Source organism: Arthrobacter sp. FW305-BF8 (genome assembly GCF_021789315.1).
In the GTDB taxonomy this organism is placed as follows: domain Bacteria; phylum Actinomycetota; class Actinomycetes; order Actinomycetales; family Micrococcaceae; genus Arthrobacter.
Window position 1 is genome coordinate 4,554,908 of the sequence record NZ_CP084561.1, and the last position, 25,697, is coordinate 4,580,604.

The following is a 25,697-nucleotide window of genomic DNA, read 5'->3' on the forward strand; positions in this document are numbered from 1 at the left end:
CGAAAGTAGCGCGCACCCATGCCTTCCCAACCGGACGACAGTGCGGCACTGGCAATCCAGACCCCCGCGATCAACGACCGCTCCCTCGCGGCCGGGCTCGCTTATGCCATGGGCGGCCGCGTCTCCGGGATCTCGTTCGATTCCGCCACCGGCCTGATGCTCGGCAAGGTCCGCGGCGGCTCCGACCTGCCGTACTCCACCACAGCCAAGCTGGTCCGGAAGGGCGGCGGCTGGAGCTGCACGGTAGGCGTCTGCAGCTGCCCGGTCCGCAAGGACTGCAAGCACGTGGCCGCGCTGCTGTTCGCTGCCGAGGACAACCCTGCCGTGCGGGTGCAGCTCCTGTCCCCCGCCGACGTCTCGAGGGTGTCGCGCGAAAAATCCGTGCCGGCGCTCTCGGATTGGGAGCAGGCGCTCAGCCCCCTGATTTCACAGGCCGGTTCCGCCCAGCAAAGCGGTGGCACTCCCCTGGCCCTGCAGTTCGAGGTGGAGGAACCGGCCCCGCACTTCTCCTACACCGGCCGCCGGGATCCGCTCCGCAGCGTCCGCCAGCTCAAGGCCCGCCCGGTGATCATGGGGGCCAAGGGCAAATGGATCCGCGGCGACATCTCGTGGAACACCCTCAGCTACCTGAACTTCAAGCGCGAGTGCAACCAGGTTCATGTGGAGTGGCTGCAGGCCTTCCTCGCCGCGCACACCGCCGGCGCCAACCGCTCTTACTCGTCGTCGTCCCTCTGGCTGGGGCTGAACACTTTCGCCGGAAAGAACCTGTGGGGCCTGCTGGAGGAAGCCCGGCAGATCGGCGTCGCGCTGGTGCACAGCCGCGGCTCGGAGCCGGTGAAGGTGGCGGCGGAGCCGGCGGCGGTCGGCCTTAACCTGGGCCGCTACGGAAGCGACGGGCAGGAAGGCGGCCTGGAGCTCGCGTCCACCATAACAGTTGACGGCACCGAGGTTGATCCGGCGTCGGTGGGTACCATCGGACGCCCGGCGCACGGCATCTTCCTCACCTCCAGCGGAGACGCGCTGCCGGGGGTCGCCGCGGACGAGACCATCACCCTCGCCCCGCTGGAGAGCGGACTGAGCGAGGAGCTGCTGGCCTTCGTCACGGCGGGCAGCACGCTGCACATTCCGGCACGCGATGAGGGACGCTTCCTCACGGGCTTCTACCCCAAGCTGAAGCAGACCGCACGCGTGACGGCGGCGGACGAGTCCGTCGAGCTGCCCGAACTCGCCCTCCCGACGCTCTCGCTGCTGGCCAATTACGGCGCCGACCACCGTGTGCGCCTGCACTGGGAATGGCACTACAAGTCCGGCTCCATCGTCACCGCACAGCCGCTCTGGCGCCATCCCGGTGACCACGGATACCGTGACGATCCTGCTGAGGCCCGGATCCTGGAGGCTGTGGGCCAGCCGTGGGACCTGGTGCCCAAGCTGGGCGAGTCAGCCACCGGCGGCTGGGGCACGCCGCGCCTCGCCGCCACTGCGGAGCTGAGCGGGCTGGACACTCTGGCCTTCACGGAGGAGGTGCTCCCCCGGCTGCGGAACACGCCCGGCGTCGACGTGGACACCTCGGGCGACATCGCCGACTACCGGGAGGCGGAAGAGGCGCCGGTGGTGGCGATTTCCACCAAGGCCACTGACCAGCGCGACTGGTTCGACCTTGGCATTGTGATCACCCTCGAGGGTCAGCCGGTGTCTTTCGCGGCGCTCTTCTCCGCCCTCGCTGCGGGACAGACACGGATGCTGCTGCCGAGCGGCGCCTACTTCTCTCTGGACCTTCCGGAGTTGCACCAGCTCCGGGCCCTGATCGACGAGGCACGCGCGCTGCAGGATAACTCGGGCGACAAGGACGCGCCGCTGCAGATCAGCCGGTTCCAGGCCGGCTTGTGGGATGAACTTGCCCAGCTGGGGATCGTGGACGAGCAGGCGTCCGCCTGGCGCGCAGCCGTGGGCGGGCTTCTGGAGGACGGCGTCCAGGGCCTGCCGCTGCCGGCCACCCTCAATGCCGAGCTGCGCCCGTACCAGCTGGAGGGCTACAACTGGCTGAGCTTCCTGTACCGCCACAGCCTCGGCGGCGTGCTCGCCGACGACATGGGCCTGGGAAAGACCGTGCAGGCGCTGGCCCTGATGTGTGCGGCCAAGGAACACGCCGCGTTTGCCGCGGGCGTTAGGGAAGCGGACACCGCAACAGCCGATGCCGCAACAGCCGACGGCGGCGCGCCTTTTTTGGTGGTGGCGCCCACCAGCGTCGTGGGCAACTGGGAGGCCGAGGCCGCCCGCTTCGCACCCGGCCTTACGGTCCGGGCCGTCGGCGAGACGTTCGCCAAGAGCGGCGCCGACCCCGCCGAGGCCTTGGCCGGCGCGGACATCGTCATCACGTCCTACGCGCTGTTCCGGATCGACTACGAGTCCTACGCTGGACGGCGTTGGGCCGGGCTGGTGCTGGACGAGGCGCAGTTCGTCAAAAACCACCAGTCCAAGGCCTACCAGTGCGCCCGCAAACTTCCGGCGGCGTTCAAGCTGGCCATCACCGGCACGCCGCTGGAGAACAACCTCATGGAGTTCTGGGCCCTGACCTCCATCGTGGCGCCGGGGCTGTTCGCGAGCCCGTCGAGGTTCGCCGAGTACTACCAGAAGCCGGTGGAGAAGAACGGCGACAAGGGGCAGCTGGACAAGCTCCGCCGTCGGGTCCGTCCGCTAATGATGCGGCGGACCAAGGAGCAGGTCATCAAGGATCTGCCGCCCAAGCAGGAGCAGATCCTTGAGGTGGTGCTCAACCCGCGGCACCAGAAGGTTTACCAGACACACCTGCAGCGCGAGCGGCAGAAGATCCTGGGCCTCATCGAGGACGTGAACAAGAACCGCTTCACCATCTTCCAGTCGCTGACGCTGCTGCGCCAGCTCAGCCTGGACGCCACACTGGTGGACGAGTCGCTGTCCGGCGTGCGGTCAAGCAAGCTGGACGTGCTGTTCGAGCAGCTGGAGGACCTCGTGGCCGAAGGCCACCGCGCCCTGATTTTCAGTCAGTTCACCGGCTTCCTGGGCAAGGTCCGCGAGCGCCTCACCGAGGAGAACATCGAGTTCTGCTATCTCGACGGCGGCACCCGGAACCGTACCGACGTCGTCAATGAGTTCAAGAACGGCACGGCGCCGGTGTTCCTGATCAGCCTCAAGGCCGGCGGGTTCGGCCTCAACCTGACCGAGGCCGACTACGTCTTCCTGCTCGATCCGTGGTGGAATCCTGCGTCAGAGGCGCAGGCGGTGGACCGCACGCACCGCATTGGCCAGGCCAGGAACGTCATGGTCTACCGACTGGTGGCCAAGGACACCATCGAGGAGAAGGTCATGGCGCTCAAGGCCAAGAAGTCGCAGTTGTTCGCCGACGTGATGGAGGGCGATGCGCTCTCCGGCGGTGCGCTCACCGCGGAGGACCTGGCGGGGCTCTTCAACGACTGACCGGTCCCCCAAACGCCGTCAGGCCGGCGCCGGCAGGATCCGTGGCGCAGTCTGCTTCCGCAGCCAGCGCCCCAGCGCCTTGCCCTTTCCCTTCCACCAGTTCTCCTCGTCCGTGTCCGTCCGCCACCGGTACGTCACCACCACCAGCACAAACATCCCGAGCGTAACGTCCCCCCAGACGCCGGAGGCCGCATCAATCAGGACGGTAATTGCCATGACCAGAATCGCTGGCGGCGCCAGCGTCCTGAAGACGGTGTTGGCCACGTAGCGCCCGCGGGAGCGCGGCACGGAGAGCAGCCGGAGCATGTCGGCACAGGCGCAGACGAGGACCAGGGCCTGCCCCAGCGTCAGCAGGATCGACCCCGGCAGGGACCCGGCGAACTGTACCGCTGAGGCCAGTCCGGCGCTCATGGCCCGTACCCGGGCGCGGCCGGCTTCCTGAAAAGTGCATGCTGTCTCCTCCGTCGCTCTGGGCGGTTCACGTGTCCGACCATTCAAGTGCCCCGTACGGCCCCTGTCACGGGCACCCGCTACCCGTCTTTCGTGGTTGAAGTACCCGGATTCGGACAGCGGTACGCAGCCACCGGCGTAAAGGCAGTTGGAAGTGACGCTTGACACAGTCTCGATGGCATGTCATCGTGGTTGCAACATCAGATGGTCAGACCAACTAACCACCGCGACAATCGTTACGAGGAAGCAGTCCATGAACCTTCATTCGCTCCTGCAAAAGCGAACAGCCACCCAGGGCCCCATCCGCGTGGGCGTCATAGGCGCAGGCAAGTTCGCCTCCATGTTCTTGACCCAGGCCCTCAATTCAGAAGGCATCCACGTCGTCGGCGTGGCCGACATCGATGTCCCCAAGGCCAAGGGCGCCCTGCAGCGGACCGGCTGGCCCGCGGAGCGCTACGCCGCCGGCAGCTTTGCCGAGGCGCTGCGCAACGGCACCACGTTTGTTACCGACAGCTCAGCCGATTTGATCCAGCAACCGCAGATCGAGGTCATCCTCGAGGTGACTGGCAACCCGATCGTCGGCACCGCCCACGCGGTGCAGAGCATCGACAACGGCAAGCACATCATCATGGTCAACGTCGAGGCAGACTGCATGGTGGGCCCGCTCCTGCAGCGGCGCGCCGAGGCAGCCGGGGTGGTCTACTCCATGGCCTACGGAGACCAGCCGGCCCTGATCTGCGAAATGGTCGACTGGTGCCGCACGGTGGGCTTCGACGTCGTGGCCGCCGGCAAGGGCACCAAGTACCTGCCCGAATACAACTACTCCACTCCGGACACCGTCTGGAACTACTACGGTTTCACTGACGAACAGCTCGCCAGCGGCGACTTCAACCCGAAGATGTTCAACTCGTTCCTGGACGGCACAAAGTCCGCCATCGAGATGGCCGCCGTTGCCAACGGCACCGGCCTCACCCCACAGGATGAGGGACTCTTCTTCCCGCCTGCCGGCGTCGACGACCTTCCGCACGTGTACCGCGAGCAGTCGGTCGGCGGCGCTCTGACCCGCCGGGGCACCGTGGAAATCGCCTCGAGCCTGAACCGTGACGGCACAGAAGTGGACCGCGACCTCCGCTGGGGCGTCTACGTAACCTTCGAGGCCAAGACCGACTACGCTGCGCAGTGCTTCGCTGAATACGGCGTGAAGACAGACTCCACCGGCCGCTACGGCTCGCTGTACAGGCCGTACCACATGATCGGGCTGGAGCTCGGAGTCAGCATCGCGTCCGCGGTGCTCCGCGGGGAAGCCACCGGCGCCCCCACCGGGTTCCGCGGCGACGTCGTCACCACCGCCAAGAAGGACCTCAAGGCCGGCGAAATCCTCGACGGTGAGGGCGGCTACACCGCGTTCGGCAAGCTCGCCCCCGCGCGGATCTCGCTGGAACGCAACGCCCTCCCCCTTGGCCTCGCCCACGGAATGAAGCTCAAGCGGGACGTGCCCAAGGACCGCACCGTCTCTTGGGACGACGTCGACGCCGACGAGAGCCTGCTTGCCGTCCAGATCCGGCGCCAGCTCGAGAACGAAGCCCGGGCCGAACTGTTCCAAGCACAGCGGTAAGACGGTCAGGCCGAGCAACTACCATGAAATAGCCGCGGCCGTCTGCCGCAGGCAAAAACTCAGAGGGGTGATCGGCGTGACAGCAGAAGCATGGGAACCGGTACAGCGGGTCCGGACCTACGAACAGGTCATGGCCCAGATAGAAGATCGCATCCTGGACGGCAGGCTCAAGGCCGGGGACAAGCTCCCCAGCGAACGTGACCTGTCCGCCCTCCTGAACGTTTCCCGCCCATCCCTGCGGGAATCGCTCAGGGTCCTTGAGGCGCTGGGCATCGTCGACATCCGCCCTGGCGGAGGAGCCGACGGCGGCGCGGTCCTGGTTGAGGAGCCCGGGTCAGGGTTCATCAACCTCCTCAAACTCCAGCTCGCGCTCGGCCAGTTCGACCACACAGAGGTACTCGAAACCAGGATCGCACTCGAAACCTGGTGCTGTGAGGAGGCTGCCCAGCGGGCAACTGAAGAGGACCTGGCGGAACTGGAACAGATCCTGGACCAGATGGACGACCCGGAGATCTCCACCCCAGAGTTCAACCGGCTGGATGCGGCGTTCCATGTGCGGATCGCCGAGTCCACCGGCAACTCGCTCACGGCACACCTGATGGGTTCCCTCCGGACCGCCATCAACCGCCAGATGATCGAGGCCTACGCCCGGCTGGAGAACTGGCGGGAAACGGCCAAGGTGGTCCGCAGCGAACACCGCGAGATCCTTGCGGCGGTCCGCCGGAAGGAAGCCGATGGGGCCCGGCGGGCCGTGGGCAACCACATCCGCAGCTTTTACAACATTGACAACGCCAAGGCCTTGAACCAGCCCAGGTGACGCCGGGGCCGGTGTCCATGGGGACAGCGCCTGCGGCAACCGCAGGGGCAGGAAGCAACCTGTCCCATATCGAAGGAGATATGAACGCGATGAGCACCCTCACGCAAACGCACGCCCAGCAGGCAGAGCACGGATCACCGGACAAACTGAAGGTGGCCATCGGCAGCGCCGTCGGCACGACTATTGAAAACTACGACTTCCTCGCTTACGGAACGGCGGCAGCGCTGTACTTCGGCAGCGCCTTCTTCCCCGGACAGGATCCGCTCGCCGCCACACTGCTCGCATTTGCCACCCTGGCCGTGGGCTTCGCCATGCGGCCGCTGGGCGGCCTGATCGGCGGCTACCTTGGCGACAAGTACGGCCGGAAGCCGGTCCTGGTGGGCGCGCTGCTGGTGATGGGCGCCGCGACGTTCCTTATCGGCGTCCTGCCCACCTACCAGCAGGTGGGCGTCCTGGCACCGATCCTGCTCGTGGCCATCCGCATCATCCAGGGGCTGGCGTTTGGCGCCGAGTGGGGTGGGGCCATCATGATGACCTTCGAGCACGCCCCGTGGCGCAAACGTGGGCAGTACACGGGCATCCCGCAGGCCGGCGTTCCGCTCGGCCTGCTCCTGGCAAACCTCGTGTTCCTCGGCACCACGGGCTGGAACAACGAGTGGTCCTGGCGCGTGCCGTTCCTGGCCAGCTCCATCCTGATCATCGCCGGCATCATCATCCGGATGAAGGTCAGCGAATCCCCCGAGTTCGAAGAGACAAAGGCACGCGGCGAACTCGTCAAGAACCCGCTGCTGACAGTCGTCAGGGAGGACTGGCGGAACATCCTCCGTGTCATCGGGCTGCGCCTGGCCGAGTCGGGCGGCTTCTACGTCATCGTTACCTACCTGCTCTCCTACATCAGCACGAACAAGATCGTTGACCGGCAGGTGGGCCTGACCGGCCTGGTGCTCGCAGCCGCAATCGGCGTCGCCGCCACCATCCTGTGGGGCCGGGTAACGGACCGAATCGGCCGCCGCAAGCTCTACCTCGCCGGCTGCGCCGGGATCATCCTGTTCGGGTTCCCCATGTTCCTCATGGTGAACACCGCCGTCCCGTTCCTGATCGTGCTCGTGTACGTCGTGGGCCTGCCGGTGCTCCACGACATGCTGGCCGGCGCCCAGGGCGCCTGGTTCTCCGAACTGTTCAACGCCAATACCCGCACCTCCGGGGCATCCATTGGCTACCAGTTCTCAGCCGCCATCTCCGGTTTCATCCCGCTGATCGCCGCAGCCACGGCGGCTGCCTGGGGCTGGAGCGGAGTGTCCATCGTCTACATCGCCTGCGGAGTCATCGGCCTCATCGCGGCACTGTCAACCAGGGAAACCTGGAGCAGCCGCGAACAGAAGGAAGTCGAAACCCTGATCGCAAGCGGCAAGTAGAACAAGACAACGTAAACGCAGATGGTCCCAGGCAGGAATTCCTGCCCGGGACCATCTGCCTTACCGCCCTTCTCCTGATCGGAGGGGCCGTTCCATTTCCATTCGAGCAACTGGCGGCAGACACTACCATTGGCCTATGGGTGCCCAAGACAGTCCGCCAGCCCGTGCGGGCGCCGCTCCCCCGCAGGAAGCGATGACGCTGGGGCGGCTTCTGGCTCTTCTGGGCGAAGGCATCTCTGCCGAAGCTCTTGAGACACAACTGGCTGCTATGCAGGCGGAGCACCTCCTCGACCCTTCGACGGCAGCGGCGGCCCGCAGCCTCAATGCACGGCTTCGGGAGGCGAGCCGGAGGGAGGGCCTGCTCCGCGTCCTGTACGACACCGCCACGGACCTCACCGGCATCCGCGACGTCGAGGCCGTCCTGAAGGCCATCGTCCGCAGAACCCGCTCGCTCATCGGCAGCGACATCGCCTACCTGAGCCTGAACGACTACAACTCCGGGGAATCGTACATCCGGGTGACTGACGGCGCCGCCACAGCCCTGTTCCGGAACATCCGCATGCCCCTGGGCGAGGGCGTCCTCGGTGCTGTGGCCACCGGCGAAGCCCCTTCGCAATCCGCGGACTACCTTGTGGACCAGACCAAGTCGCACCTTGAGTCGAGTGACGTGGCGGTGGCGGCAGAAGGCGTACGGGCCATCATGGGAGTTCCCTTGCGGGCCGAGGGCAAGGTCATCGGCGCGCTCCTCGTGGCGGACCGGCACGCGCACACGTTCAGCAGCGACGACGTCGCACTCATGGAATCCATCGGCACCCACGCTGCTGTGGCCCTTGAGAACGCGCGTCACTTCACTGAAATGGCTGATGCCCTGGCCCGTCTGGATCAGGCACAGCGGCAGAATCTTGCCCATTTGAAGGCCTTGGAAGAGCTCTCCTCCCTTGACCAGAGGCTGATGGAGACCCTCGCGTCCGCCAACAGCCTGCCCAACCTCATGATGCTTCTCGCCGAATCCATGGACAGCGAGGTGTCCGTCGTTTCACCCATGGGCGAGACCCTGGCAGGACTCGGTGCCAACACCGACTTTGGCAGTCCCGCGGCCTTAAGCGCCGCGGAACTCTCCGCCGCGCGGACGCTGCCTATGCCTTTTACAGTCAGGGGCCGGCACTACACCGTGATGTCTGCGGTGGCCGGCGACCAGCATCTGGGTTCGCTGATCGTTGCCGGCCACGTCAGCCAGGACCGGCTTGCAGTGCTGGAACGAAGCGCCCTGGTCCTCAGTGCGGCGTTGCTCTCTGAAAGAACCTTCCAGGACGCGCAGTACCGGCTGCAACTCGAGCTCGTAGACGAACTCCTGAATCCGCGGTCCGAGGATACCGAAGCGCTGAAACGGCGGGCCGGCAGATTCGGCTTGGCGGACAACATCCCGCTGGTGGTCCGGGTGGTGGGCGTCCGGGAGGACCAGCGGCAGAGGGCTCTGGCAGTACTGAAGCGGCATTCGCAGGACCGTCCCGGCATCACTGCCCTTCACGAGTCCCATCTGTGCGTCATCGAGCCGCCCGCGCGCCGAGGCGGCACTTCCGGTGTTGACGTGGGCGAGGACAACGGACAGTCACTCGTTGATGCCCTGAAGCACCAGCGCATCGAGGCCAGCGTTGGATCGTCCCAGCCGGTGGCGGGTTTCTCCCGGCTGGCGGACGCTCACGCCGAGGCTGGTGCCGTGCTGCGTGCGCTGCAGGCGCTGGCACGAAACGGTGAGGCAGCCGACCGGGCTGCCCTCGGCACAGCCGGCATGCTGCTGGGCGCCATGGACAGCCCCTTTGCCGCCAGCTGCTGGCGGCTCAGCTCGGACCCCTGCTGGACTATGACGGCCGCCGGGGAACACAGCTGGTTCTGACCGCCTGGACCTTCCTTGAGAACGACGCCTCCGGCACCGCTGCGGCGGAGGCCCTGCACATTCATCCCAACACGCTTCGCCAACGGCTAGAACGCATCGACAGTGTCCTCGGGGCCAGCTGGCGCAGGGGCGGCCGGTCCCTGGACATCCACGTGGCACTGCGGCTCTGGCGTCTGCAGTCCGCAGGAAGCCGGGGCCACTAGCACTGGCCCGGCGCACCCTGCATGTGGTTTCCAAGCACATGCTTCCGCCGCCAATGTGGCAAAAACTTCCATAGGCCACGTCACACCGCTCTGGAACGATGAGATCTGCGGCACCTGTCAGGTAGCCGGCGATCCCCATCCTTAGGAGTCAGTAACAATGTCGTGTGCGCATGCAGCGGGCATCCGTCCCGCAACCTTCGGCGTCCTGCGCTTGCCGCGGAACATCGTCGTCGGCGCCCAGCAGCGTTTTGCCATCGCCGATATCGCAGCAGAGCTCGGTGACAGCGTCCTCATCTGCACGGACCCCCGGCTCGCGGCTTCGGACGAACTGCAGAGCCTCGTTACAAGCCTTGAGAGCCGGCAGCTGTCCGTCCGGGTCTACGGAGAAACCCAGGCCGAACTGCCCACCCCAGGCATCATGGCCTGCATCGAAGAGCTCAAGGGCCAGGACGTCGACGTCGTCATCGGCTTCGGCGGCGGCAGCTGCATGGACATGGCAAAAGTGGTCTCGGTGCTGCTGACGCACGGCGGCCAGCCCAGCGACTACTACGGCGAATTCGCCGTTCCCGGTCCCGTCAAGCCCGTCATCGCCTTGCCCACCACGGCGGGCACCGGGTCCGAAGCGACTGCCATTGCCGTGGTCTCCGACCCCGGACTCGGCATGAAGATGGGCATCTCAAGCCCCCACATCATCCCCTTCGCCTCGGTGTGCGACCCCGAACTGACTTACACCTGCCCGCCGTCCCTGACGGCAGCCACCGGCGCGGACACCTTCGTCCACTTGGTCGAATCGTTCACCGCCATCACCCGGGAACCAACCCGCACGCTCGCCAGCGAGCGCGTGTTCGTGGGCAAGAATGTCCTGACCGACTCCCTGGCACTGGACGGGATCCGGCTCCTCGGCAGAAGTCTGGCCACCGCCTACAAGGACCCGGGCAACACCGATGCCCGAGCCGGCATGATGCTCGCCGCACTCTACGGCGGCATAGTCCTCAGCAACGCCGGAACGGCGGCGGCGCACGCCATCCAGTACCCCGTTGGCGCGCTGACACACACTCCACACGGCGTGGGCGTCGGCCTGCTGCTCCCCTACGTTGTCCGCCACAACTTCAGCGCCATCGAACCGCAGCTGGGGCAGATTGCCGAGGCGCTCGGACGCGACATCAAAGGCCTGGACTCCCGGAGCGCGGCGGTTGCCGGAGTGGAGGCCATCGACGAAATCATCGCCACCATTGAACTGCCTGCAACGCTTCAGGACCTCGGCGTCCAGGAGGCCGACCTTGGCCAGATCGCCAGGCTGTCCCTGAACTCGAAGCGGCTCATCGACAACAACCCGGTGCCGCTCGACCTCGAGTCAGTTATGTCCATCGTGCAGGCCGCTTACGACGGCGACCGTACCATCCGCTAAAACGCTTCGCTGTCCTATCAGCACCTGATCAAAACCCGAGGATCCCCCATGACAATTCTTTCCGCCCAGGAACCGCTCGACGTCGATGAGCTTGCGGTCCCCCGCCAGCTGCTCATCGCCGGAGGCTGGCAGGACGCCACCGCCGGCCACACCGTCGACGTCGTTAATCCTTCCGATGGGACCATAATCACCACCATCGCGGACGCCGACGTCGAGGACGGCCTCGCCGCCGTCGATGCCGCCGCCGCGGCATTCCCCGAGTGGGCGGCGACGCCGCCCCGGCGCCGCGCCGAAGTCCTCAGCCGCTGCTTCGAACTGATGACGGAGCGCAGCGAACAACTGGCCCGCCTCATCTCTCTCGAGAACGGCAAGGCCCTTCCCGATGCCCGGGGAGAGGTGGCCTACGCCGCAGAGTTCTTCCGCTGGTACGCCGAGGAGGCCGTCCGGATCATCGGCGAGGTGTCCACCTCGCCGTCAGGGGCGAACCGCATCCTGGTTCAGCACCAGCCCATCGGTGTCTGCGTCCTGATCACGCCCTGGAACTTCCCCGCCGCCATGGCCACGCGCAAACTCGCACCCGCGCTTGCCGCGGGCTGCACCGCGGTGCTCAAGCCAGCGACGCTGACCCCCTTGACCTCACTGGCCATCGCCCAGCTGATGGTCGACGCGGGCGTCCCGGCCGGCGTCGTCAACGTGATCACCACGAGCAAGACGGGCGACGTCATGACGCCGATCCTGGCTGACCCCCGCGTTCGTAAGCTGTCGTTCACCGGTTCCACCGGAGTCGGGCGCCACCTGTTGCGGCAGGCGGCGGACAACGTCCTCAAGTGCTCCATGGAACTGGGCGGCAACGCCCCTTTCCTGGTGTTCGAGGACGCCGACCTGGACAAGGCTATCGACGGCGTCATGATTGCCAAGATGCGCAACGGCGGCCAGGCCTGCACCGCAGCCAACAGGATCTACGTACAGCGCGGAATCCAGTCGGAGTTCGCAAGTCGCCTGGCCGCCCGCATGGCCGCCCTGACGGTCGGGCCGGGCACGGATCCGTCCACCGACGTGGGTCCGCTGGTGGATCAGGCAAGTGTCCTGAAGGTGGACGCCCTGGTCCGCGATGCCCTCGACCAGGGTGCGCGCCTGCTCACCGGCGGGCAGATGCCGCAAGGGGAAGGCTACTACTACCCGCCCACGGTGGTAACCAACGTGCCGCTCCATGCACGCATGGTCAGTGAGGAAATCTTCGGGCCCGTGGCATCGGTTATCGGTTTCGACACCGAAGACGAAGTCATCGCGGCTGCCAACGACTCCGAGTACGGCCTCGCGGCGTATGTGTTCACCGAGGACCTGCGCCGGGGGCTGCGGGTATCCGAGCGCATCGAAAGCGGAATGGTGGCCCTCAACCGGGGGCTCGTCTCTGACCCGGCCGCACCGTTCGGCGGCGTCAAGCAAAGCGGCCTGGGACGCGAAGGCGCCCATCAGGGCCTGTTGGACTTCACTGAAACCAAATACATCGCCGTCGACTGGTGAACCGGGTTCACTCCCCCTAATCATTCCCCACGTCCCTATTTGACCTTCGAAAGAGAAGACCAATGACGCTCTCTGCAGCAACTGCCGGCAACGCACGCCGAGTGCCCTGGCGGGTATCCCTCGCCAGCTTCGCCGGAACCACCATCGAGTGGTATGACTACTACATCTTCGGCCTCCTTGCGGCCACCGGCGTTTTCAGCAGGCTCTACTTCCCCGAGCAGGACCCCGCTACCGGTCTCCTGCTGGCCTTCCTCACGTACGCGGTCGGCTTCGTTGCCCGGCCCTTCGGCGGCATGTTCGCCGGCCACTACGGCGACAAGATCGGCCGCAAGCCGATGCTGGTGCTGTCGCTCCTCCTGATGGGGTTCGCCACCCTGGCGATGGGCCTGTTGCCCGCCTACGCACAGATCGGCGTTTGGGCTCCGATCCTGCTGACCGTCCTGCGGCTCGTGCAGGGGTTCGGTGCGGGCGCCGAATGGGCCGGGGCCGCCATCATCTCCACCGAACACGCCCCGGAAGGCCGCCGCGGATTCTTCGGCAGCTTCACCCAGATGGGCGTCCCGGCCGGGATGCTGCTTGCCAACTCGTCCGTCCTGGCCGTGAAGGCCAGCGTCCCTGCGGATGTCTTTGATGCCTGGGCCTGGCGCATTCCGTTCCTGCTGAGCGTACTGCTGATCGTCGTGGGCCTGGTGGTCCGGGCAAAGCTCGAGGACTCCGAGGACTTCAAGGAGCTCGTGGCCAAGAAGCAGACCGCTCACAACCCGCTTGGTGAGGCCCTCAAGAAGGAAACCAAGGGCGTCTGGCTGGTGGTCGGCATGCGCCTCGCCGAGAACTCGGCCTTCTACCTGTACACCACCTTCTCGGTTGTCTACATCATGCGGACGTTCGGCCCCGAACGCGCCAACCAGGGATCCATGTCCGTTCTGATCGCTTCCGCCATCGGCGTCATCGCCGTGCCGCTCTGGGCGGCGCTGTCCGACCGGATCGGCCGGAAGCCGCTTTACCTGTTCGGCTCCATCGGCGGACTGCTGTTCTTCCCGCTCTACTTCGTCATGACGGACACCGGCAGCGCCCTGCTGGCAACCCTGGCCATCATCATCGGCCTCGCGGTCTTCCACAACTCCATGTACGGCCCGCAGGCCGCCTTCTTCGCCGAACTCTTCTCCACAAAGCTCCGCTACAGCGGCGCCTCCATGGGCTACCAGTTCGGCTCGGTCCTGGCCGGAGGCATCGCGCCGCTGGTCGCGGTGGCCCTGCTCAACGCAGGCAACGGCGAACCGGGCTGGGTGATCCTGTACTTCAGCATCATCGGCGTCATTACCGTAGGCTCCGCAATCCTGGCGCCGGAAACGGTGAAGCGCGTGCGCGGCAGCCTTGAGGCGGCGCAGCAGCAGGATTCGCAGGTCTCGGAGGATGCAACTTCCCGGGCCGGCGTCCGCTAGGAAACATTTAGCACACCCAGGCTAGAAAAAACCGGCGGCATTGGCAGTGTGGACTGCCAATGCCGCCGGTTTTTCTCCCCCGTCAGGCCGGGGCCAGCTCTTCGGCCCGCGGCAGCGGGTCCAGGTGGCTGATGCCCGTGGGCGTGATCTGCAGGACCCGTGCCGTGGCAATGTCATAGAACAGGCCCGTCACATGGACGTCACCGCTCCGGACGGTGTCCTGCAGGCTGGCGTGCTGCTGCAGCCGCTCGAGCTGGACGGCAACATTGACCATGGCCAGCTGGTCCACCGCGCCGTACCCGGCTTGCTCGGCTGCAACCTGGACGGGGTGGCCCGCATGGAACGACTCAAGGCTCGGCCGTCCGTGGTCCAGCCAGGACTCGACGGGGCAACGCTCCTCCTGCCCTTCCGTACCCTGGCCGGAGCCCTGCTGGACCGAGGCCTGCTGGACCGAGGCCTGCTGGCCTGAGGCCTGCTGGTGCGGGCCAGGTCCGGCGAGCAGGGCCGTCATGGCGCCGCAGCCGGAGTGGCCGCAGACCACCACCGACGTGACCGACAGCTCGTCGAGGGCGAACTTCAGCGACGCCTCAACGGACGGTTCGAGGCGGTCACTACCCACCACGTTGCCCACGTTCCGGACCGTGAACAGGTCCCCCGGGCCGCTGCTGGTAATCAGGTTGGGCACCAGCCGGGAATCGGCGCAGGTGATGAACAGCGTGTCGGGGTCCTGGAACGTGGAGAGCTCCTGGACGTGCGGACGCAGCAGGTGGGCGTGGCGGCGGTGGTAGCTGTCCACCCCGTTAAGCACCGACCGTACCGGGGCCGGGACGTGCCCGGCTGCCTCCGCAGCCAGCGGCGCAGCGTCCCGCTGCCAGCTCCGCCACGGCGCGAAGCCGCCGCGCAGTGCGGAGCGCGACGAGCCGCGTGCGGGAGTTCCCGCCACGGCGGCGCGGAGCGTGGCGGTGCCGGTTTCCTCGATCTCTACGCTGCCGCCATTCTTCACGTGCCGCACGCGCCAGGCCTCCAGGGTGTCGTGCACCGGGTGGTCGAGGTAGTCGACGTCGAGTTCCACCGTGACATGCGCCGCCGACGGCACCGCGGCCAGCACCTTGCTCAGGCGGGGAAGCGACAGGAACGTGCAGGAGCCGTCGATGACCACACGCCAGCGGCCTTCGGCGGTTCCGCCGAGGGGCTCCGCGTGGATGCTGGCCCGGACCACACGCCACAGGACCAGCAGCACTGCCAGCGCGAGCCCAATCAGCACCCCTGCCAGCAGGTTGACGAACACCACCGTGAGCAGAGTGGCGGCGTAGACGGCCAGGTCACCCGTGACGCGGGCCGTCTGGAAATCGGCCACCTTCACGAGGCGGATGCCGATCATGATGAGCAGCCCGGCCAGCACGGCCTGGGGCACCAGCTGGATGACTCCCGCCAGCAGCAGGGAAAAGACCAGAACCCAGATGCCGTGGAGGACGGCGGACTTGCGGGTGTGTGCCCCGGCCTCGACGTTGGTGGCACTGCGGACGATCACACCGGTGACCGGCAGGCCGCCCAGCATGCCTGACGTCACGTTGGCAGCGCCCTGGCCGAGCAGTTCACGGTTGAAATTCGTACGCTCGCCGTGGTGCATCTTGTCGACGGCGACGGCGGACAACAGCGACTCCACGCTCGCCACCAGGGCGATGGTAACGACGCCGACGGCAATGGCGGTCCATTCCCCCTGCGGCAGGTGCGGGAGGGCAAGGGCGTCCAGCAGGGAACCATCGAAGGTGATCCGGTCGACGTCGGAATTGAACGGGAGGGACAGCAGCGTCGCGGCCACCACGGCGACCAGCGGGCCGGGCACGCGGCGGATGGCGGCCGGCATGTGCTTCCATGCGACGAGCAGTGCGATCACCACAGCCCCCAGGAATGCAGCCTGCGGATCCACGGCGGCCAGGCTGTCCGGCAGAGCCACAATATTGTGCAGCGCCGCTTCGCCGGCTTCGCTGCCGAGCATCACATGCAGCTGCTGCAGGACGATGATGATGCCGATCCCGGCAAGCATCGCGTGCACCACCACCGGCGCAATGGCAAGCGCCACCCGCCCCACCTTGGCCATGCCAAGCAGCACCTGGAGGACACCGGCGGCCACGGTAATGGCGCACGTGACGGGCCAGCCGAACTGCTCAATGAGGCCGGCGACAATAACGGTCAGGCCTGCTGCCGGTCCGCTGACCTGCAGCGGGGAGCCGCCCAAGCTGCCTGCAACGATGCCTCCCACCGCTGCCGCGATCAGTCCGGCCATGACCGGCGCGCCGGACGCCGCGGCGATGCCGAGCGACAGCGGAACGGCAACGAGGAACACCACGAGGGACGCGGGCAGGTCCCAGCGGAGGCCCGATGTGAGGCGAGCCAGGACTGGTATCCGGCTCCTGCCGGGATGGATGGGTTGTGGATCCGTGGCGGCTGGCGAGGGCATATAAGTCCTTAGCTCGTTCGAAGGGTCCTTATCCACGCTATTGACGCCCCGCCAGAGGCCGCAAGGAGAGGGCCCGTGAGAAGAAACACGAGGTCAGGGCGGACATAATGCGAAAACTAGTGCACTAATCCATTCGTTTGCATAAAGCGGCGCTACTTCGGCCTGGGCAGTTCCCCATGGCGCAAGGAGTCCCGGCTGGGAAGGAAAACCGGCGGCCGTTCAAGTCACATTGAGGCCGGAGACGTCCGACGCCGGATCAGCCGGCCAAGATTTAACCTGCCGGAAATCTTTGGCAGCGCGCTTAAACGGCAATGGATCCATCCGGGGATGGATCCATTGCCTGCAACCGGTTTGCCGGCGGGCGTTTTAGCGCTTGACGGCGTCCAGCTTCAGCATCTTGGCGATGACGTGGTCCAGCTGAGAGTCGTCGAAGATCTTCTTCCAATCGTCCTTGATGATGGTGTCCTTGCCGTACTGGATGGCGATTTCGCAGGCCTCGGAGAACGGGTTGGAGCCGCGCAGGGCGTTGGTGAGGGCGATCTGCACGTGGCCGAACAGCATGGCCTTGGCTGCTTCCTCGGGCACTCCGCAGGTGTTCACGGTCTCGTGCAGCGCCTCGTTGAGCAGGGTGCCGATCATGCAGGCCACGGTCTCCACGAGGGTGGGCTCGAGGATGGCGAGCTGCTTCACGGTGACCCAGTGGACGTCGATCACGGGGGCGTAGATGACCTTGATGGTCGCCTCGGCGGCAGCCCGGGTGGCCTCGGATGCGTCCTCGTCGATGGCTGCGACGACGTTCTGCGGGGCGCCCTCGCCGCCGAAGGTGTCGGCCCATTCCTCCTTGGTGGTGCGCTCCAGGAATACGGACGGGTGGCAGGGGTGGGCCACGGCCTGGACGACGTCCTCGCGCTGGGCGAGCAGGCCGGCGTAGGCGGCGGCCGGGTCCAGGGTGAGCAGGATCGCGCCGGACTTCATCTGCGGGACGACGCCTTCGGACACGACGCCCAGGACGGTGTCCGGAACGGCGAGGATCACGACGTCGGCACCCTTGACGGCCTCGTCGGTGGCGGTGATTTCACGGCCTTCGGCGCGGACGCGGTCCTGGCCGGCGGGTGAGTTCTCGGAGTAGAACACGGTGTGGCTGGACTTCTGGAGGTTGCGGGAAACGCGCATCCCCATCTTGCCTCCGGCTCCGATAACGGCGACGGTCAACTGTTCTGCAGACATTTCATTTGCTCCTTAGGAAATCGAGGCTTTGCTGGGTCCACTGGTTTTCGAGGCGGATGGTTTCGTCCTCGGAGTCCTGCCACGGCAGCCAGTGTTCGACGATCTGGTTGATGTTTCTTTCTTTGGGCTGAAGCTTCCGGACCATGTAGTCGTAGTCCAGGAGGCCTTCGCCGAGCGGTGCGCCGGAGTATGTGAATCCGACCCACCCCTCCTTGCGGCTGAACGCAAAGTCTTTGATGTGCATGTTCAGCACGTGGGGTGCGACGGCGTCAATCACCTCACGCGGGGACTCCAGGGCCGCCACGGTGTTGGCGGGGTCGCTGCACACGCCCAGGTACAGGCTTCCGACGCGCTCCACGACCTCCAGGATCCGGGAGGTGGGGACCTGCTCATACGTTTCGATGGCGATCCTCACTCCGGCGGCCTTGAACTCTGGCAGGACCCCGGTGAAGATCTCCACGGCCTCGTCCGCCGTCGGGGTGTGGCCCGGGACGTTGAACATGGTCCGCAGCAGCGGCGCGCCCAGGATCCTGGCGATGTGCAGGAACTTCCGGAGGTGCGCCGGCCGGATGCCCTTGGTTCCCAGCTCGAGGCTGATCCCGAGCGAGTCCGCGGTGGCCCGCACGGCCTGCAGGTCGTCGTCGGTCATGGTTTCCAGCGGTGCGTAGTCGCAGATCTGGAACAGGTCCACGCCCAGCGCGGCGGTCCGCTCCAGCGCTTCATGGATGCTGAGCGGCTTGCTGACCTGGTCCGAGAGCTGCCAGAAGAACGCGTAGCTGCTCAGGCCGATTTTTGAGCCCTGGCCAATACGGCTCATGCTGCCACCTCCAGGAGCCCGAGGCGGGCTGCGGCTTCGTCCAGGATGTCGCGGACGGCTGCCGGGTTGTGGGCGAAGCGGCCCAGGAACAGTCCGGCGACGGCGGGGCCGAGCTGGCTGATGAGGCCGGGGCCGGCGCTGCCGCCGTAGATGACCCGGCTGTCTTCCTGGCCTGCGCGGCTGCGCAGGTGGGCGTCCAGCCCGGTGATGACTTCGCTGATGAACTCCGGCGAGGCCGGTTCGGGTGCTCCGATGGCCCACTGCGGCTCGTAGGCCACGATGGTGCGCCCCGTGCTGCCCAGGCTGCCGGCCCGGTTCAGGACGCCGTCGATTTCGCGGATGCAGTGCTTGATGGCGTCCGCAGCGGTGCCGGTGCCGGCTTCGCCCACGCACAGGACGGGGGTGAGGCCATTGCGGTAGGCCGCAGCGGTCTTCAGCCCGATCACGTCGTCGTCCTCGCCGAAGATGCGGCGCCGTTCGGCGTGGCCCACCTCGGCGTACCGGCCGCCGGTTTCGGCCACCATCTTGCCGCTGACCTCGCCGGTGAAGGCGCCCTCGTCCTCCCAGAAAATGTCCTGGGCACCGGCTGCCGCACCGGCGTCGGAGAGGATCCGCGCGCATTCGGGCAGGACCGGGTGGGCCGGCAGGGCGAACAGTTCAATGTCGCCGCGGCGGACGGCAGGGTGGGCCGAGGCGATCGCGGCCACTTCCCGGCACCAGTCCAGGGTGCGCTCGTAGCCGAAATACATCTTCAGGCTGACGCCGATGATCGCCTTCGGGTGCCCGGAGCGGGATGGACCGGCGGCGGAGGGGTTAGCAGGAAGTGACACCTTCGTAGTCCTTAATCAGGGTGACCTTCTCGGCGGAGGCCGAGGATTCATCAAAGGTGTACGTCAGCCATTCCTTGGCCAGGCGCCGGGCGAGTTCCAGGCCGACGACGCGCTGGCCGAAGGTGAGGACCTGGGCGTTGTTGGACAGGACGGAGCGCTCAACGGAGAAGCTGTCGTGCGCGGTGACGGCGCGGACGCCGGGAACCTTGTTCGCGGCGATCGCCACGCCCAGGCCCGTGCCACAGACCAGCAGGGCGCGGTCGGCCTTGCCGGCGGCGATGAGTTCGGCGGCGGCGATGGCCACGGACGGGTACGGGGTGTGGCTGGTGGCGTCCACTCCGACGTCGGTCACGGACTCGACCAGTTCACTGGCTACCAGGTCCGCCTTCAGGGCTTCCTTGTACTCGAATCCGGCTTCGTCGGAACCGACGATCAGGCGCAGTTTGGCGCTCATGCGTTCTCCTTAGTGGTGGTTGCTGTAGCTTTCGCCTCGGCGAGGGTGTTGTGGATGGCGCGGACGATCAGCGCCATGGATACGGCGCCGGCGTCCGGGGTGCCGAGGCTCTTCTCGGCGTGCGGCCGGGCCCGGCCCATCAGGGGCAGCAGGTTGGCGGTTTCCTCGGCGGCCTGCTGGGCCACTGTGGCGGCGCCGCCCCAGGCGTCGGTGAGGGACTGCCCCGAGCCGACGGCGGCGGACAGGGCGTCGCGGAACGGAACCAGCACGTCCACGAGGGTCTTGTCGCCCACCTTGGCCTTGCCAAAGCCCATGATCGAGGCGGCGGCCCCGGCCACTCCGGTGGCGACAGCACCGCCGTCGGGCGTGTTGCTGTTCCCGATCGCGTCCCCGACTGCCCGCAGGGCCATGCCCCAGAGCGCACCGGAGGTGCCGCCGGCCCGGTCGGCCCAGGCGTCGGCTGCCAGGTGCAGGGTGGTGGCCGCGCCGGCACCGCGTTCGACGGCGTCCGTTGCGGCCTCGACCGCTGCCCGGACACCGCGCTCCATGCCGATGCCGTGGTCGCCGTCGCCGGCGACCGCGTCGATGCGTCCCAGTTCCTCGACGTTGGCGTCGACGACGTTTTTGGCGGCGGCGAGGGCGGCCAGGACACGGACCGCAGCCGCACGCGACTCGTCCGTGGTTTCCGGGATCACCACGGCATCTGCCGCTTGCACGGAGAGTTCGTCGGCGTTCAGGGCAGCAGTGTCGAGGGCAGCGGCCGTGACGGCTCCGCGGCGGAAGGCAGGCGCGTCGGCGGGCGCGTTCCAGAGGGTTTCCAGTTCCTCGTCGAGCCAGAAGAGGGTCAGGGAGGTCCCGGCCATGTCGAAGCTGGTGACCAGCTCGCCGACCTGCGGGTCCACGGCCTCCACACCCGCTTCGGTGAGGAGCTGGGCGACGCGGCGGTACACCACGAACAGTTCCTCATACTTCACGCTGCCCAAACCGTTCAGGATCGGCACCACCCGCGCTCCCTTGGTTTCAAGGTTTTCCGGGACTTCGGTGAGGAGCTTGGCCACGAGCAGCTCGGCGAGCTGATCCGCCGTCGGGACGTCGGTTTCATCGATGCCGGGTTCACCGTGAATGCCCATGCCCACGGCCATCCGGCCCTCGGGGACGGTGAACAGCGGGGTCTCGGCCCCGGGAAGGGTGCAGCCGGTGAACGCGACGCCGAAGGACCGGGTGCGGTCGTTGGCGCGTTCGGCGATTTCCACCGTGGCGTCCATGCCGTAGCCGGCCTCGGCGGCGGCGGCCGCGACCTTGAAGACCGTCAGGTCCCCCGCGATGCCGCGCCGCTTCGCCCGCTCGGCCAGCGGGGCGGAGGAGACGTCGTCGGTGACGGCGATGCTGCGGCAGTCAATGCCCTCACGGCGCAGGCGCTCCTGTGCCTGGGTGAAGTGCAGGACGTCGCCGGCGTAGTTGCCGTAGCCCAGCAGCACGCCGGCACCGTTGTTCGCGGCCTTGGCCACGCTGTAAACCTGCTGCGCCGACGGGGACGCGAAGAGGTTGCCCATCGCCGCGCCGTGCGCCAAGCCCTGGCCCACCAGCCCGGCGAACGCCGGATAGTGCCCCGAGCCGCCGCCGATCACCAAGGCCACTGTGTCCGGGGTGCTTTTCGTGCTGCGGGCCACCCCGCCATTCACGCGACGGACCCAGCGGCCGTGGGAGGCGACAAAGCCCTCGATCATCTCATCAGCGAACGCTGCGGGTTCATTGAACAAGCGGGTCATTGCGGTTTCTCCTGGGCCTATCAGTGGAAGTCTTGGGAAGCTGCGGTTGAAGCCGCCTCGGGGTTGTGGTGACCCAACTGACTGGCAGTTGTTGTCGTTATGGCCGTCCAAAACGACAACAACTGCAAGTTAGTTGGGTGGGCCGCGCTTAGGGCTCGGAGTGGTGTCCGGCGCCCGTGGGGTCCAGCGCCTCGGCGGCGATGCCCTCACTGACCTTGCCGGAGCGGCTCAGCGCCACCATCAGGACGCAGGACAGGAGCATGAACCCGCCGACGACGAACATCGGGACGGTGTAGTTTCCGGTCAGGTCCTTGAGCCAGCCGGTGATGTAGCCGGCGCTGAAGCCAGCCAGGTTGCCGACCGTGTTGATCAGGGCGATGCCTGCCGCGGCGGCTGCGCCGGTGAGGAACTGCGTGGGAACGGTCCAGAAGTTGGGCAGCGCGGCGAAGATGGCCATGGCCGTGATGGTGATGACGGCGATGGTGGCTGCCGGGGAACCGGCGAACAGGGCCAGCGGGATGCTGAGTCCGCCGACCAGGGCAGGAACGGCGATGTGCCAGGTCTTGACGCCCCGCTTGGTGGCGTCCTTGGACCAGAAGTACAGGGCGATTGCTGCCGGCAGGTACGGGATCGCGGTGATCAGGCCCTTCTGGAGAACATCAAACTTGGCGCCGTAGATGCCTTCGAAGCCGGCGATGATGGTGGGGAGGAAGAAGCCCAGTGCGTAGAGGCCGTAGATGAAGCCGAAGTAAATTGCGGCGAGCATCCAGACGCGGCCGTTGCCGAAGACGGTGCGGACGCTGACGTGCTTGTTGCTGGCAGCGGTTTCCTTCTTTTCCTTCTCCAGCGCACCGGTCAGCCAGGTCTTTTCTTCAGCCGTGAGCCACTTGGCCTTCGCCGGGGAATCCGCCAGGTAGAACCAGGCAATGACGCCGATGATGATCGCGGGGACGGCAACGCCGAAGAACATGACCCGCCAGCCTGCGAGACCGAAGAGGCCGTGCTGCTGGATGAGGAGGCCGGCGAGCGGGGCACCGATGACGGTGGTCAGCGGCTGGGCCAGGTAGAAGAGAGCAAGGATCTTGCTGCGGTGCCGGGCCGGAACCCAGAGGCTCAGGAAGAGGATGGCGCCCGGGAAGAAGCCGGCCTCGGCCACACCGAGGATGAAGCGCAGGATGTAGAGCTGCTCAACGTTTCCGACCCAGGTAAACAGGAGCGAAACGATGCCCCAGCTCACCATGATGCGGGCCAGCCAGCGCCGGGCGCCGAACTTGTGCAGGGCCAGGTTGCTGGGGACCTCGAGCAGGATGTAGCCGATGAAGAAGACGCCGGAAGCGAAGCCAAACTGAGCCGCGGAGAGTGCGAGGTCGGTGTTCATGCCGTTGGGGCCGGCGAAGGAGATGGCCGTGCGGTCCAGGTAGTTGATGAAGAACATCAAAGCGACGAACGGCACCAGCCGGATAGCCACTTTCCTGATTGCAGATCTCTCGACCACCGATTGTGTGGTGTCCACATTGACTCCTAGATATTGGTTACCCCGGCCGCGTCCTGCTCTGGATGCCTGGGGGCTGTCTCAATGCCGTCCGCCGGAGGAGACCGGCATTGGCTACGCGTTGTGACATCAACCATACGACCGTCGAGGTGAATTGGTCAACCGGTTGACGGATTCTCCTGCGCTTCACCGCCGGCCCCGGAAATTGGTCAGCCGGTTGCTACCCTTTGAAGATGTCCGATAACTCCGCAGCCGCCACGGCCAAGATCAGCGCCGCCCTTGGCCCCATGGAACAGGGGTCGGTGGTATCCGAGGTCGCGGAACGCCTGCTGGCCTACTTCACCAGCGGAGACATAGCGGCTGGCACCAGGCTTCCTGCCGAACGGACGCTTGCCGCATCCCTCGGCGTCGGCCGGTCCGCAGTCCGCGAAGCGTTGGCAGCCCTGGAGATCCTGGGCATCGTGATCGTGCGGCCAGGCTCCGGCACGTATCTGCGGGACGGCGTCTCCGAACTGCTGCCCCGGACCCTGAGCTGGGGGCTCATGCTGGGCGCCCCCCGCACCCGCGAGCTGGTGGAGCTGAGGAGCGGGCTCGAGGTGCAGGCGGCGCAGCTGGCGGCTGAACGCATCGACAATGCGGCGCTGGACCGCATGCGCGCCAACCTGCAGACCATGGAAGACAACCTCGAGGACCTGGCCGCGTTCGTCGAGGCGGACGCCGCGTTCCACCGGGAGATCGCCACCAGTTCGGGTAACCAGGTGCTCCGCGAGCTGCTGCAAAGCATCCGCTCGCTGCTCCGCATCTGGGTGGACCGGGCGCTTACGGACGAAGGCCACGCGGCCGCGGCGCTGAAGGAACACCGCGACATCTTCACCGCCCTCGAAGCCCATGATCCCGGTGCCGTCACGGCTACCATGCGTTCACACATGCAGACTGCCACCCGGCGGCTGCTCGCGGGGTTTGACGCCGCCCAGTAGGGCGCGCGATGCTGCCCAACTGTGGGGGTGCGTCCCTAGGAATTCTCGAAGGCCGCGACGCGAGTCTGATCTCATGCTCAATGACCACGGAATCCGGGAAGCCCTGACGAAGCTTGAGAGCGAGCAGCGGGACGTCCTGGTGGCACTTCACTACTGCCGGCTCACGGTGGCCGAAGCGGCCGTGCAGCTGGGTATTCCCGCCGACTCGGTGAACCACCGGGCGCTTGCCGCGCTGCGGGCCCTGCGCCGGCTCCTTGACCAACGCAGCGCTGCCCAGAGCCTTCCATAGCGCCGCGCGGCCATCGGTCGCGGCGTTTAAGGGCCGGGCGCAGGAGGTGCGGCCAGCTGCGCACTGACCTCGCCGGCCCAGGCGTCGATGGCGTCCCAGTCACGGAGGTCGCCGAACCTCCCGCCGGTAAGACGGAACAAGCCCCGGAGCATGGCAGGCATCTGGGCAGCCTGGTAGACGCCGGAGAACAGTTTGTGGTCTCGAAGCGGGACCTGTGGCCGCAGATACTGTGCCAGGCGTTCCTGCTGCAGCGCTGCCCCGCGCGCGCGAAGAAACTGGGGCAGCCCATCGGACATCCCCACGCTGAAACACCACACCGGCATCCCCTCCAGCTCAGCGGAGAATCGGCTGACAAAGGACACGGCCGCGGGCAGCCATTCCTGGTTATGAATGGCGCTGCCCAGGATGACGGCGTCGTACCCGGAAGCGGCCTCGACGTCGTCCACCGGCCGGCACTCAACATCGTTCACGGCATCCCGCACACGCGAGGCAATGCGCTCCGCGATCTCGGCCGTGGACCCGAACGCGCTTGCATAGGCAACCAGGACGGACATGGGGAAACTCCCTTCCGATCTCAAGCGTGGCAGAAATTCCGGCGAGCGGAAGAGGCGTATGTACCCGGTCCTTGACATGCCGTCCGGGCAGGCCTACAACGTGGCTTAACAAGCAGCAGCAACTGCAATTCAAGCCTTCACCCCGGAACAGAAATACCCACAACAGGAGGTCCAGATGCCAGGTTTAGTCCGGAAGAATTTTGACTCCCCCGAGGAGACCCGGCCGTTTGAGGACGGCAAGGGTCAACTCCAACTGGTCAACATGGAGGGCGGCGGCGTCGGCCGTGCCACGTTCGAGCCGGGATGGCGGTGGTCCGAGCACGTCAAACCGATCGCAGGGACCGACAGCTGCCAAGCTGCCCACATGGGCTACTTCATCTCCGGCCGGATGAAGGTGGTCATGGATGACGGCGAGGAAATGGAATTCGGGCCGGGCGATTTCGGCATCATCCAGCCCGGACATGATGCCTGGACCGTTGGCGATGAAGCCTGCGTGGTAATCGACTGGCAGGGGTTCTCGGACTACGCGAAGAGGTGAGCAGCACGCCGGTGCCGCGCCAACCCCCGTTTGGGTGAGGCGGCGCCGGGCGTGACATCATACGGAGC

Annotated in this window: 21 protein-coding genes; 12 read left to right on the top strand and 9 right to left on the bottom strand. The window is 66.6% G+C overall.

Annotation, left to right across the window (positions count from 1 at the left end; genetic code table 11):
- The first annotated feature begins 18 nt into the window (after window positions 1–18).
- Complete coding sequence (locus tag LFT45_RS20705; protein ID WP_236805438.1) at window positions 19–3,453, top strand: DEAD/DEAH box helicase; 3,435 nt, start codon at window positions 19–21, stop codon at window positions 3,451–3,453.
- A gap of 18 nt (window positions 3,454–3,471) precedes the next feature.
- Here the strand turns inward: LFT45_RS20705 and LFT45_RS20710 are convergent, their stop codons facing one another.
- A complete protein-coding gene (locus LFT45_RS20710) occupies window positions 3,472–3,864 on the bottom strand; it encodes a hypothetical protein (RefSeq protein WP_236805439.1) in 393 nt (130 codons plus the stop codon).
- 292 nt (window positions 3,865–4,156) lie between these two features.
- On the opposite strand from LFT45_RS20710, the gene LFT45_RS20715 reads away from it, so the two are divergent.
- From LFT45_RS20715 to LFT45_RS20745, 8 genes are all read left to right on the top strand, one after another.
- Window positions 4,157–5,518 (top strand): NAD(P)H-dependent oxidoreductase, encoded by a 1,362-nt coding sequence (locus LFT45_RS20715; RefSeq protein ID WP_236805440.1) that lies wholly within the window; start codon window positions 4,157–4,159, stop codon window positions 5,516–5,518.
- A 76-nt stretch (window positions 5,519–5,594) separates the two neighbouring features.
- On the top strand, window positions 5,595–6,335 hold the full coding sequence (locus LFT45_RS20720; RefSeq protein ID WP_236805441.1) for a FadR/GntR family transcriptional regulator: 741 nt from the start codon (window positions 5,595–5,597) through the stop codon (window positions 6,333–6,335).
- An 89-nt stretch (window positions 6,336–6,424) separates the two neighbouring features.
- Window positions 6,425–7,750 carry an MFS transporter gene (locus tag LFT45_RS20725; RefSeq protein WP_236805442.1) on the top strand — a complete coding sequence of 442 codons (1,326 nt, stop codon included), beginning with the start codon at window positions 6,425–6,427 and terminating at the stop codon, window positions 7,748–7,750.
- Window positions 7,751–7,886: 136 nt separating this feature from the next.
- Window positions 7,887–9,644, top strand: a complete 1,758-nt coding sequence (locus LFT45_RS20730; RefSeq protein WP_236805443.1) for a GAF domain-containing protein — start codon at window positions 7,887–7,889, stop codon at window positions 9,642–9,644.
- Window positions 9,641–9,847: a helix-turn-helix domain-containing protein gene (locus tag LFT45_RS23555; RefSeq protein WP_442863633.1), complete on the top strand. Its 207-nt coding sequence runs from the start codon at window positions 9,641–9,643 to the stop codon at window positions 9,845–9,847. The genes LFT45_RS20730 and LFT45_RS23555 overlap by 4 nt, the downstream gene beginning before the upstream one ends.
- Before the next feature lie 157 nt (window positions 9,848–10,004).
- Window positions 10,005–11,255, top strand: a complete 1,251-nt coding sequence (locus LFT45_RS20735; RefSeq protein ID WP_236805448.1) for an iron-containing alcohol dehydrogenase — start codon at window positions 10,005–10,007, stop codon at window positions 11,253–11,255.
- 48 nt (window positions 11,256–11,303) lie between these two features.
- Window positions 11,304–12,779, top strand: a complete 1,476-nt coding sequence (locus tag LFT45_RS20740) for an NAD-dependent succinate-semialdehyde dehydrogenase (RefSeq protein WP_236805454.1) — start codon at window positions 11,304–11,306, stop codon at window positions 12,777–12,779.
- A gap of 62 nt (window positions 12,780–12,841) precedes the next feature.
- Window positions 12,842–14,221, top strand: a complete 1,380-nt coding sequence (locus LFT45_RS20745; RefSeq protein WP_236805460.1) for an MFS transporter — start codon at window positions 12,842–12,844, stop codon at window positions 14,219–14,221.
- Between the two features lie 82 nt (window positions 14,222–14,303).
- On the opposite strand, the gene LFT45_RS20750 is transcribed toward LFT45_RS20745, so the two are convergent.
- The 7 genes from LFT45_RS20750 to LFT45_RS20780 all read right to left on the bottom strand — a co-directional run bounded on the left by LFT45_RS20750 (window position 14,304) and on the right by LFT45_RS20780 (window position 23,292).
- On the bottom strand, window positions 14,304–16,682 hold the full coding sequence (locus LFT45_RS20750) for a SulP family inorganic anion transporter (RefSeq protein ID WP_236805462.1): 2,379 nt from the start codon (window positions 16,680–16,682) through the stop codon (window positions 14,304–14,306).
- A 366-nt stretch (window positions 16,683–17,048) separates the two neighbouring features.
- Window positions 17,049–17,909 (bottom strand): phosphogluconate dehydrogenase C-terminal domain-containing protein, encoded by an 861-nt coding sequence (locus LFT45_RS20755; protein WP_236805463.1) that lies wholly within the window; start codon window positions 17,907–17,909, stop codon window positions 17,049–17,051.
- 1 nt (window position 17,910) lies between these two features.
- The gene (locus tag LFT45_RS20760) at window positions 17,911–18,726 is read right to left on the bottom strand and encodes a sugar phosphate isomerase/epimerase family protein (protein WP_236805469.1); all 816 of its coding nucleotides are present in this window, start codon (window positions 18,724–18,726) and stop codon (window positions 17,911–17,913) included.
- Complete coding sequence (locus LFT45_RS20765) at window positions 18,723–19,556, bottom strand: triose-phosphate isomerase family protein (RefSeq protein ID WP_236805470.1); 834 nt, start codon at window positions 19,554–19,556, stop codon at window positions 18,723–18,725. Before LFT45_RS20765 ends, LFT45_RS20760 begins: the two co-directional genes overlap by 4 nt.
- The gene (locus tag LFT45_RS20770) at window positions 19,540–20,010 is read right to left on the bottom strand and encodes a ribose-5-phosphate isomerase (protein ID WP_236805476.1); all 471 of its coding nucleotides are present in this window, start codon (window positions 20,008–20,010) and stop codon (window positions 19,540–19,542) included. Before LFT45_RS20770 ends, LFT45_RS20765 begins: the two co-directional genes overlap by 17 nt.
- On the bottom strand, window positions 20,007–21,779 hold the full coding sequence (locus LFT45_RS20775; RefSeq protein WP_236805485.1) for a dihydroxyacetone kinase family protein: 1,773 nt from the start codon (window positions 21,777–21,779) through the stop codon (window positions 20,007–20,009). The genes LFT45_RS20770 and LFT45_RS20775 overlap by 4 nt, the downstream gene beginning before the upstream one ends.
- A gap of 148 nt (window positions 21,780–21,927) precedes the next feature.
- Window positions 21,928–23,292: an MFS transporter gene (locus tag LFT45_RS20780; RefSeq protein ID WP_236805501.1), complete on the bottom strand. Its 1,365-nt coding sequence runs from the start codon at window positions 23,290–23,292 to the stop codon at window positions 21,928–21,930.
- 212 nt (window positions 23,293–23,504) lie between these two features.
- On the opposite strand from LFT45_RS20780, the gene LFT45_RS20785 reads away from it, so the two are divergent.
- Both LFT45_RS20785 and LFT45_RS20790 read left to right on the top strand, forming a co-directional pair.
- On the top strand, window positions 23,505–24,248 hold the full coding sequence (locus LFT45_RS20785) for a FadR/GntR family transcriptional regulator (RefSeq protein ID WP_236805503.1): 744 nt from the start codon (window positions 23,505–23,507) through the stop codon (window positions 24,246–24,248).
- 73 nt (window positions 24,249–24,321) lie between these two features.
- Window positions 24,322–24,537 carry a sigma factor-like helix-turn-helix DNA-binding protein gene (locus tag LFT45_RS20790; RefSeq protein ID WP_236805504.1) on the top strand — a complete coding sequence of 72 codons (216 nt, stop codon included), beginning with the start codon at window positions 24,322–24,324 and terminating at the stop codon, window positions 24,535–24,537.
- Between the two features lie 26 nt (window positions 24,538–24,563).
- Here LFT45_RS20790 and LFT45_RS20795 read toward each other — a convergent pair whose 3' ends face one another.
- Window positions 24,564–25,091, bottom strand: coding sequence for a flavodoxin domain-containing protein (locus LFT45_RS20795; RefSeq protein ID WP_236805509.1), 528 nt, complete (start codon window positions 25,089–25,091; stop codon window positions 24,564–24,566).
- 175 nt (window positions 25,092–25,266) lie between these two features.
- Here LFT45_RS20795 and LFT45_RS20800 point away from each other — a divergent pair, with 175 nt between their 5' ends.
- A complete protein-coding gene (locus LFT45_RS20800; RefSeq protein WP_236805516.1) occupies window positions 25,267–25,629 on the top strand; it encodes a cupin domain-containing protein in 363 nt (120 codons plus the stop codon).
- The last annotated feature ends 68 nt before the right edge of the window (window positions 25,630–25,697 follow it).

Excerpts from the sequence above, each read along its gene's own strand:
- LFT45_RS20755 (WP_236805463.1), bottom strand. The coding sequence starts at position 17,909 with ATGTCTGCAGAACAGTTGACCGTCGCCGTTATCGGAGCCGGAGGCAAG.
- LFT45_RS20750 (WP_236805462.1), bottom strand. The coding sequence starts at position 16,682 with ATGCCCTCGCCAGCCGCCACGGATCCACAACCCATCCATCCCGGCAGG.
- LFT45_RS20760 (WP_236805469.1), bottom strand. The coding sequence starts at position 18,726 with ATGAGCCGTATTGGCCAGGGCTCAAAAATCGGCCTGAGCAGCTACGCG.
- LFT45_RS20785 (WP_236805503.1), top strand. The coding sequence starts at position 23,505 with ATGTCCGATAACTCCGCAGCCGCCACGGCCAAGATCAGCGCCGCCCTT.
- LFT45_RS20715 (WP_236805440.1), top strand. The coding sequence starts at position 4,157 with ATGAACCTTCATTCGCTCCTGCAAAAGCGAACAGCCACCCAGGGCCCC.
- LFT45_RS20745 (WP_236805460.1), top strand. The coding sequence starts at position 12,842 with ATGACGCTCTCTGCAGCAACTGCCGGCAACGCACGCCGAGTGCCCTGG.
- LFT45_RS20725 (WP_236805442.1), top strand. The coding sequence starts at position 6,425 with ATGAGCACCCTCACGCAAACGCACGCCCAGCAGGCAGAGCACGGATCA.
- LFT45_RS20790 (WP_236805504.1), top strand. The coding sequence starts at position 24,322 with ATGCTCAATGACCACGGAATCCGGGAAGCCCTGACGAAGCTTGAGAGC.
- LFT45_RS20705 (WP_236805438.1), top strand. The coding sequence starts at position 19 with ATGCCTTCCCAACCGGACGACAGTGCGGCACTGGCAATCCAGACCCCC.
- LFT45_RS20740 (WP_236805454.1), top strand. The coding sequence starts at position 11,304 with ATGACAATTCTTTCCGCCCAGGAACCGCTCGACGTCGATGAGCTTGCG.
- LFT45_RS20710 (WP_236805439.1), bottom strand. The coding sequence starts at position 3,864 with ATGAGCGCCGGACTGGCCTCAGCGGTACAGTTCGCCGGGTCCCTGCCG.
- LFT45_RS20775 (WP_236805485.1), bottom strand. The coding sequence starts at position 21,779 with ATGACCCGCTTGTTCAATGAACCCGCAGCGTTCGCTGATGAGATGATC.
- LFT45_RS20735 (WP_236805448.1), top strand. The coding sequence starts at position 10,005 with ATGTCGTGTGCGCATGCAGCGGGCATCCGTCCCGCAACCTTCGGCGTC.
- LFT45_RS20795 (WP_236805509.1), bottom strand. The coding sequence starts at position 25,091 with ATGTCCGTCCTGGTTGCCTATGCAAGCGCGTTCGGGTCCACGGCCGAG.
- LFT45_RS20770 (WP_236805476.1), bottom strand. The coding sequence starts at position 20,010 with ATGAGCGCCAAACTGCGCCTGATCGTCGGTTCCGACGAAGCCGGATTC.
- LFT45_RS20730 (WP_236805443.1), top strand. The coding sequence starts at position 7,887 with ATGGGTGCCCAAGACAGTCCGCCAGCCCGTGCGGGCGCCGCTCCCCCG.
- LFT45_RS20800 (WP_236805516.1), top strand. The coding sequence starts at position 25,267 with ATGCCAGGTTTAGTCCGGAAGAATTTTGACTCCCCCGAGGAGACCCGG.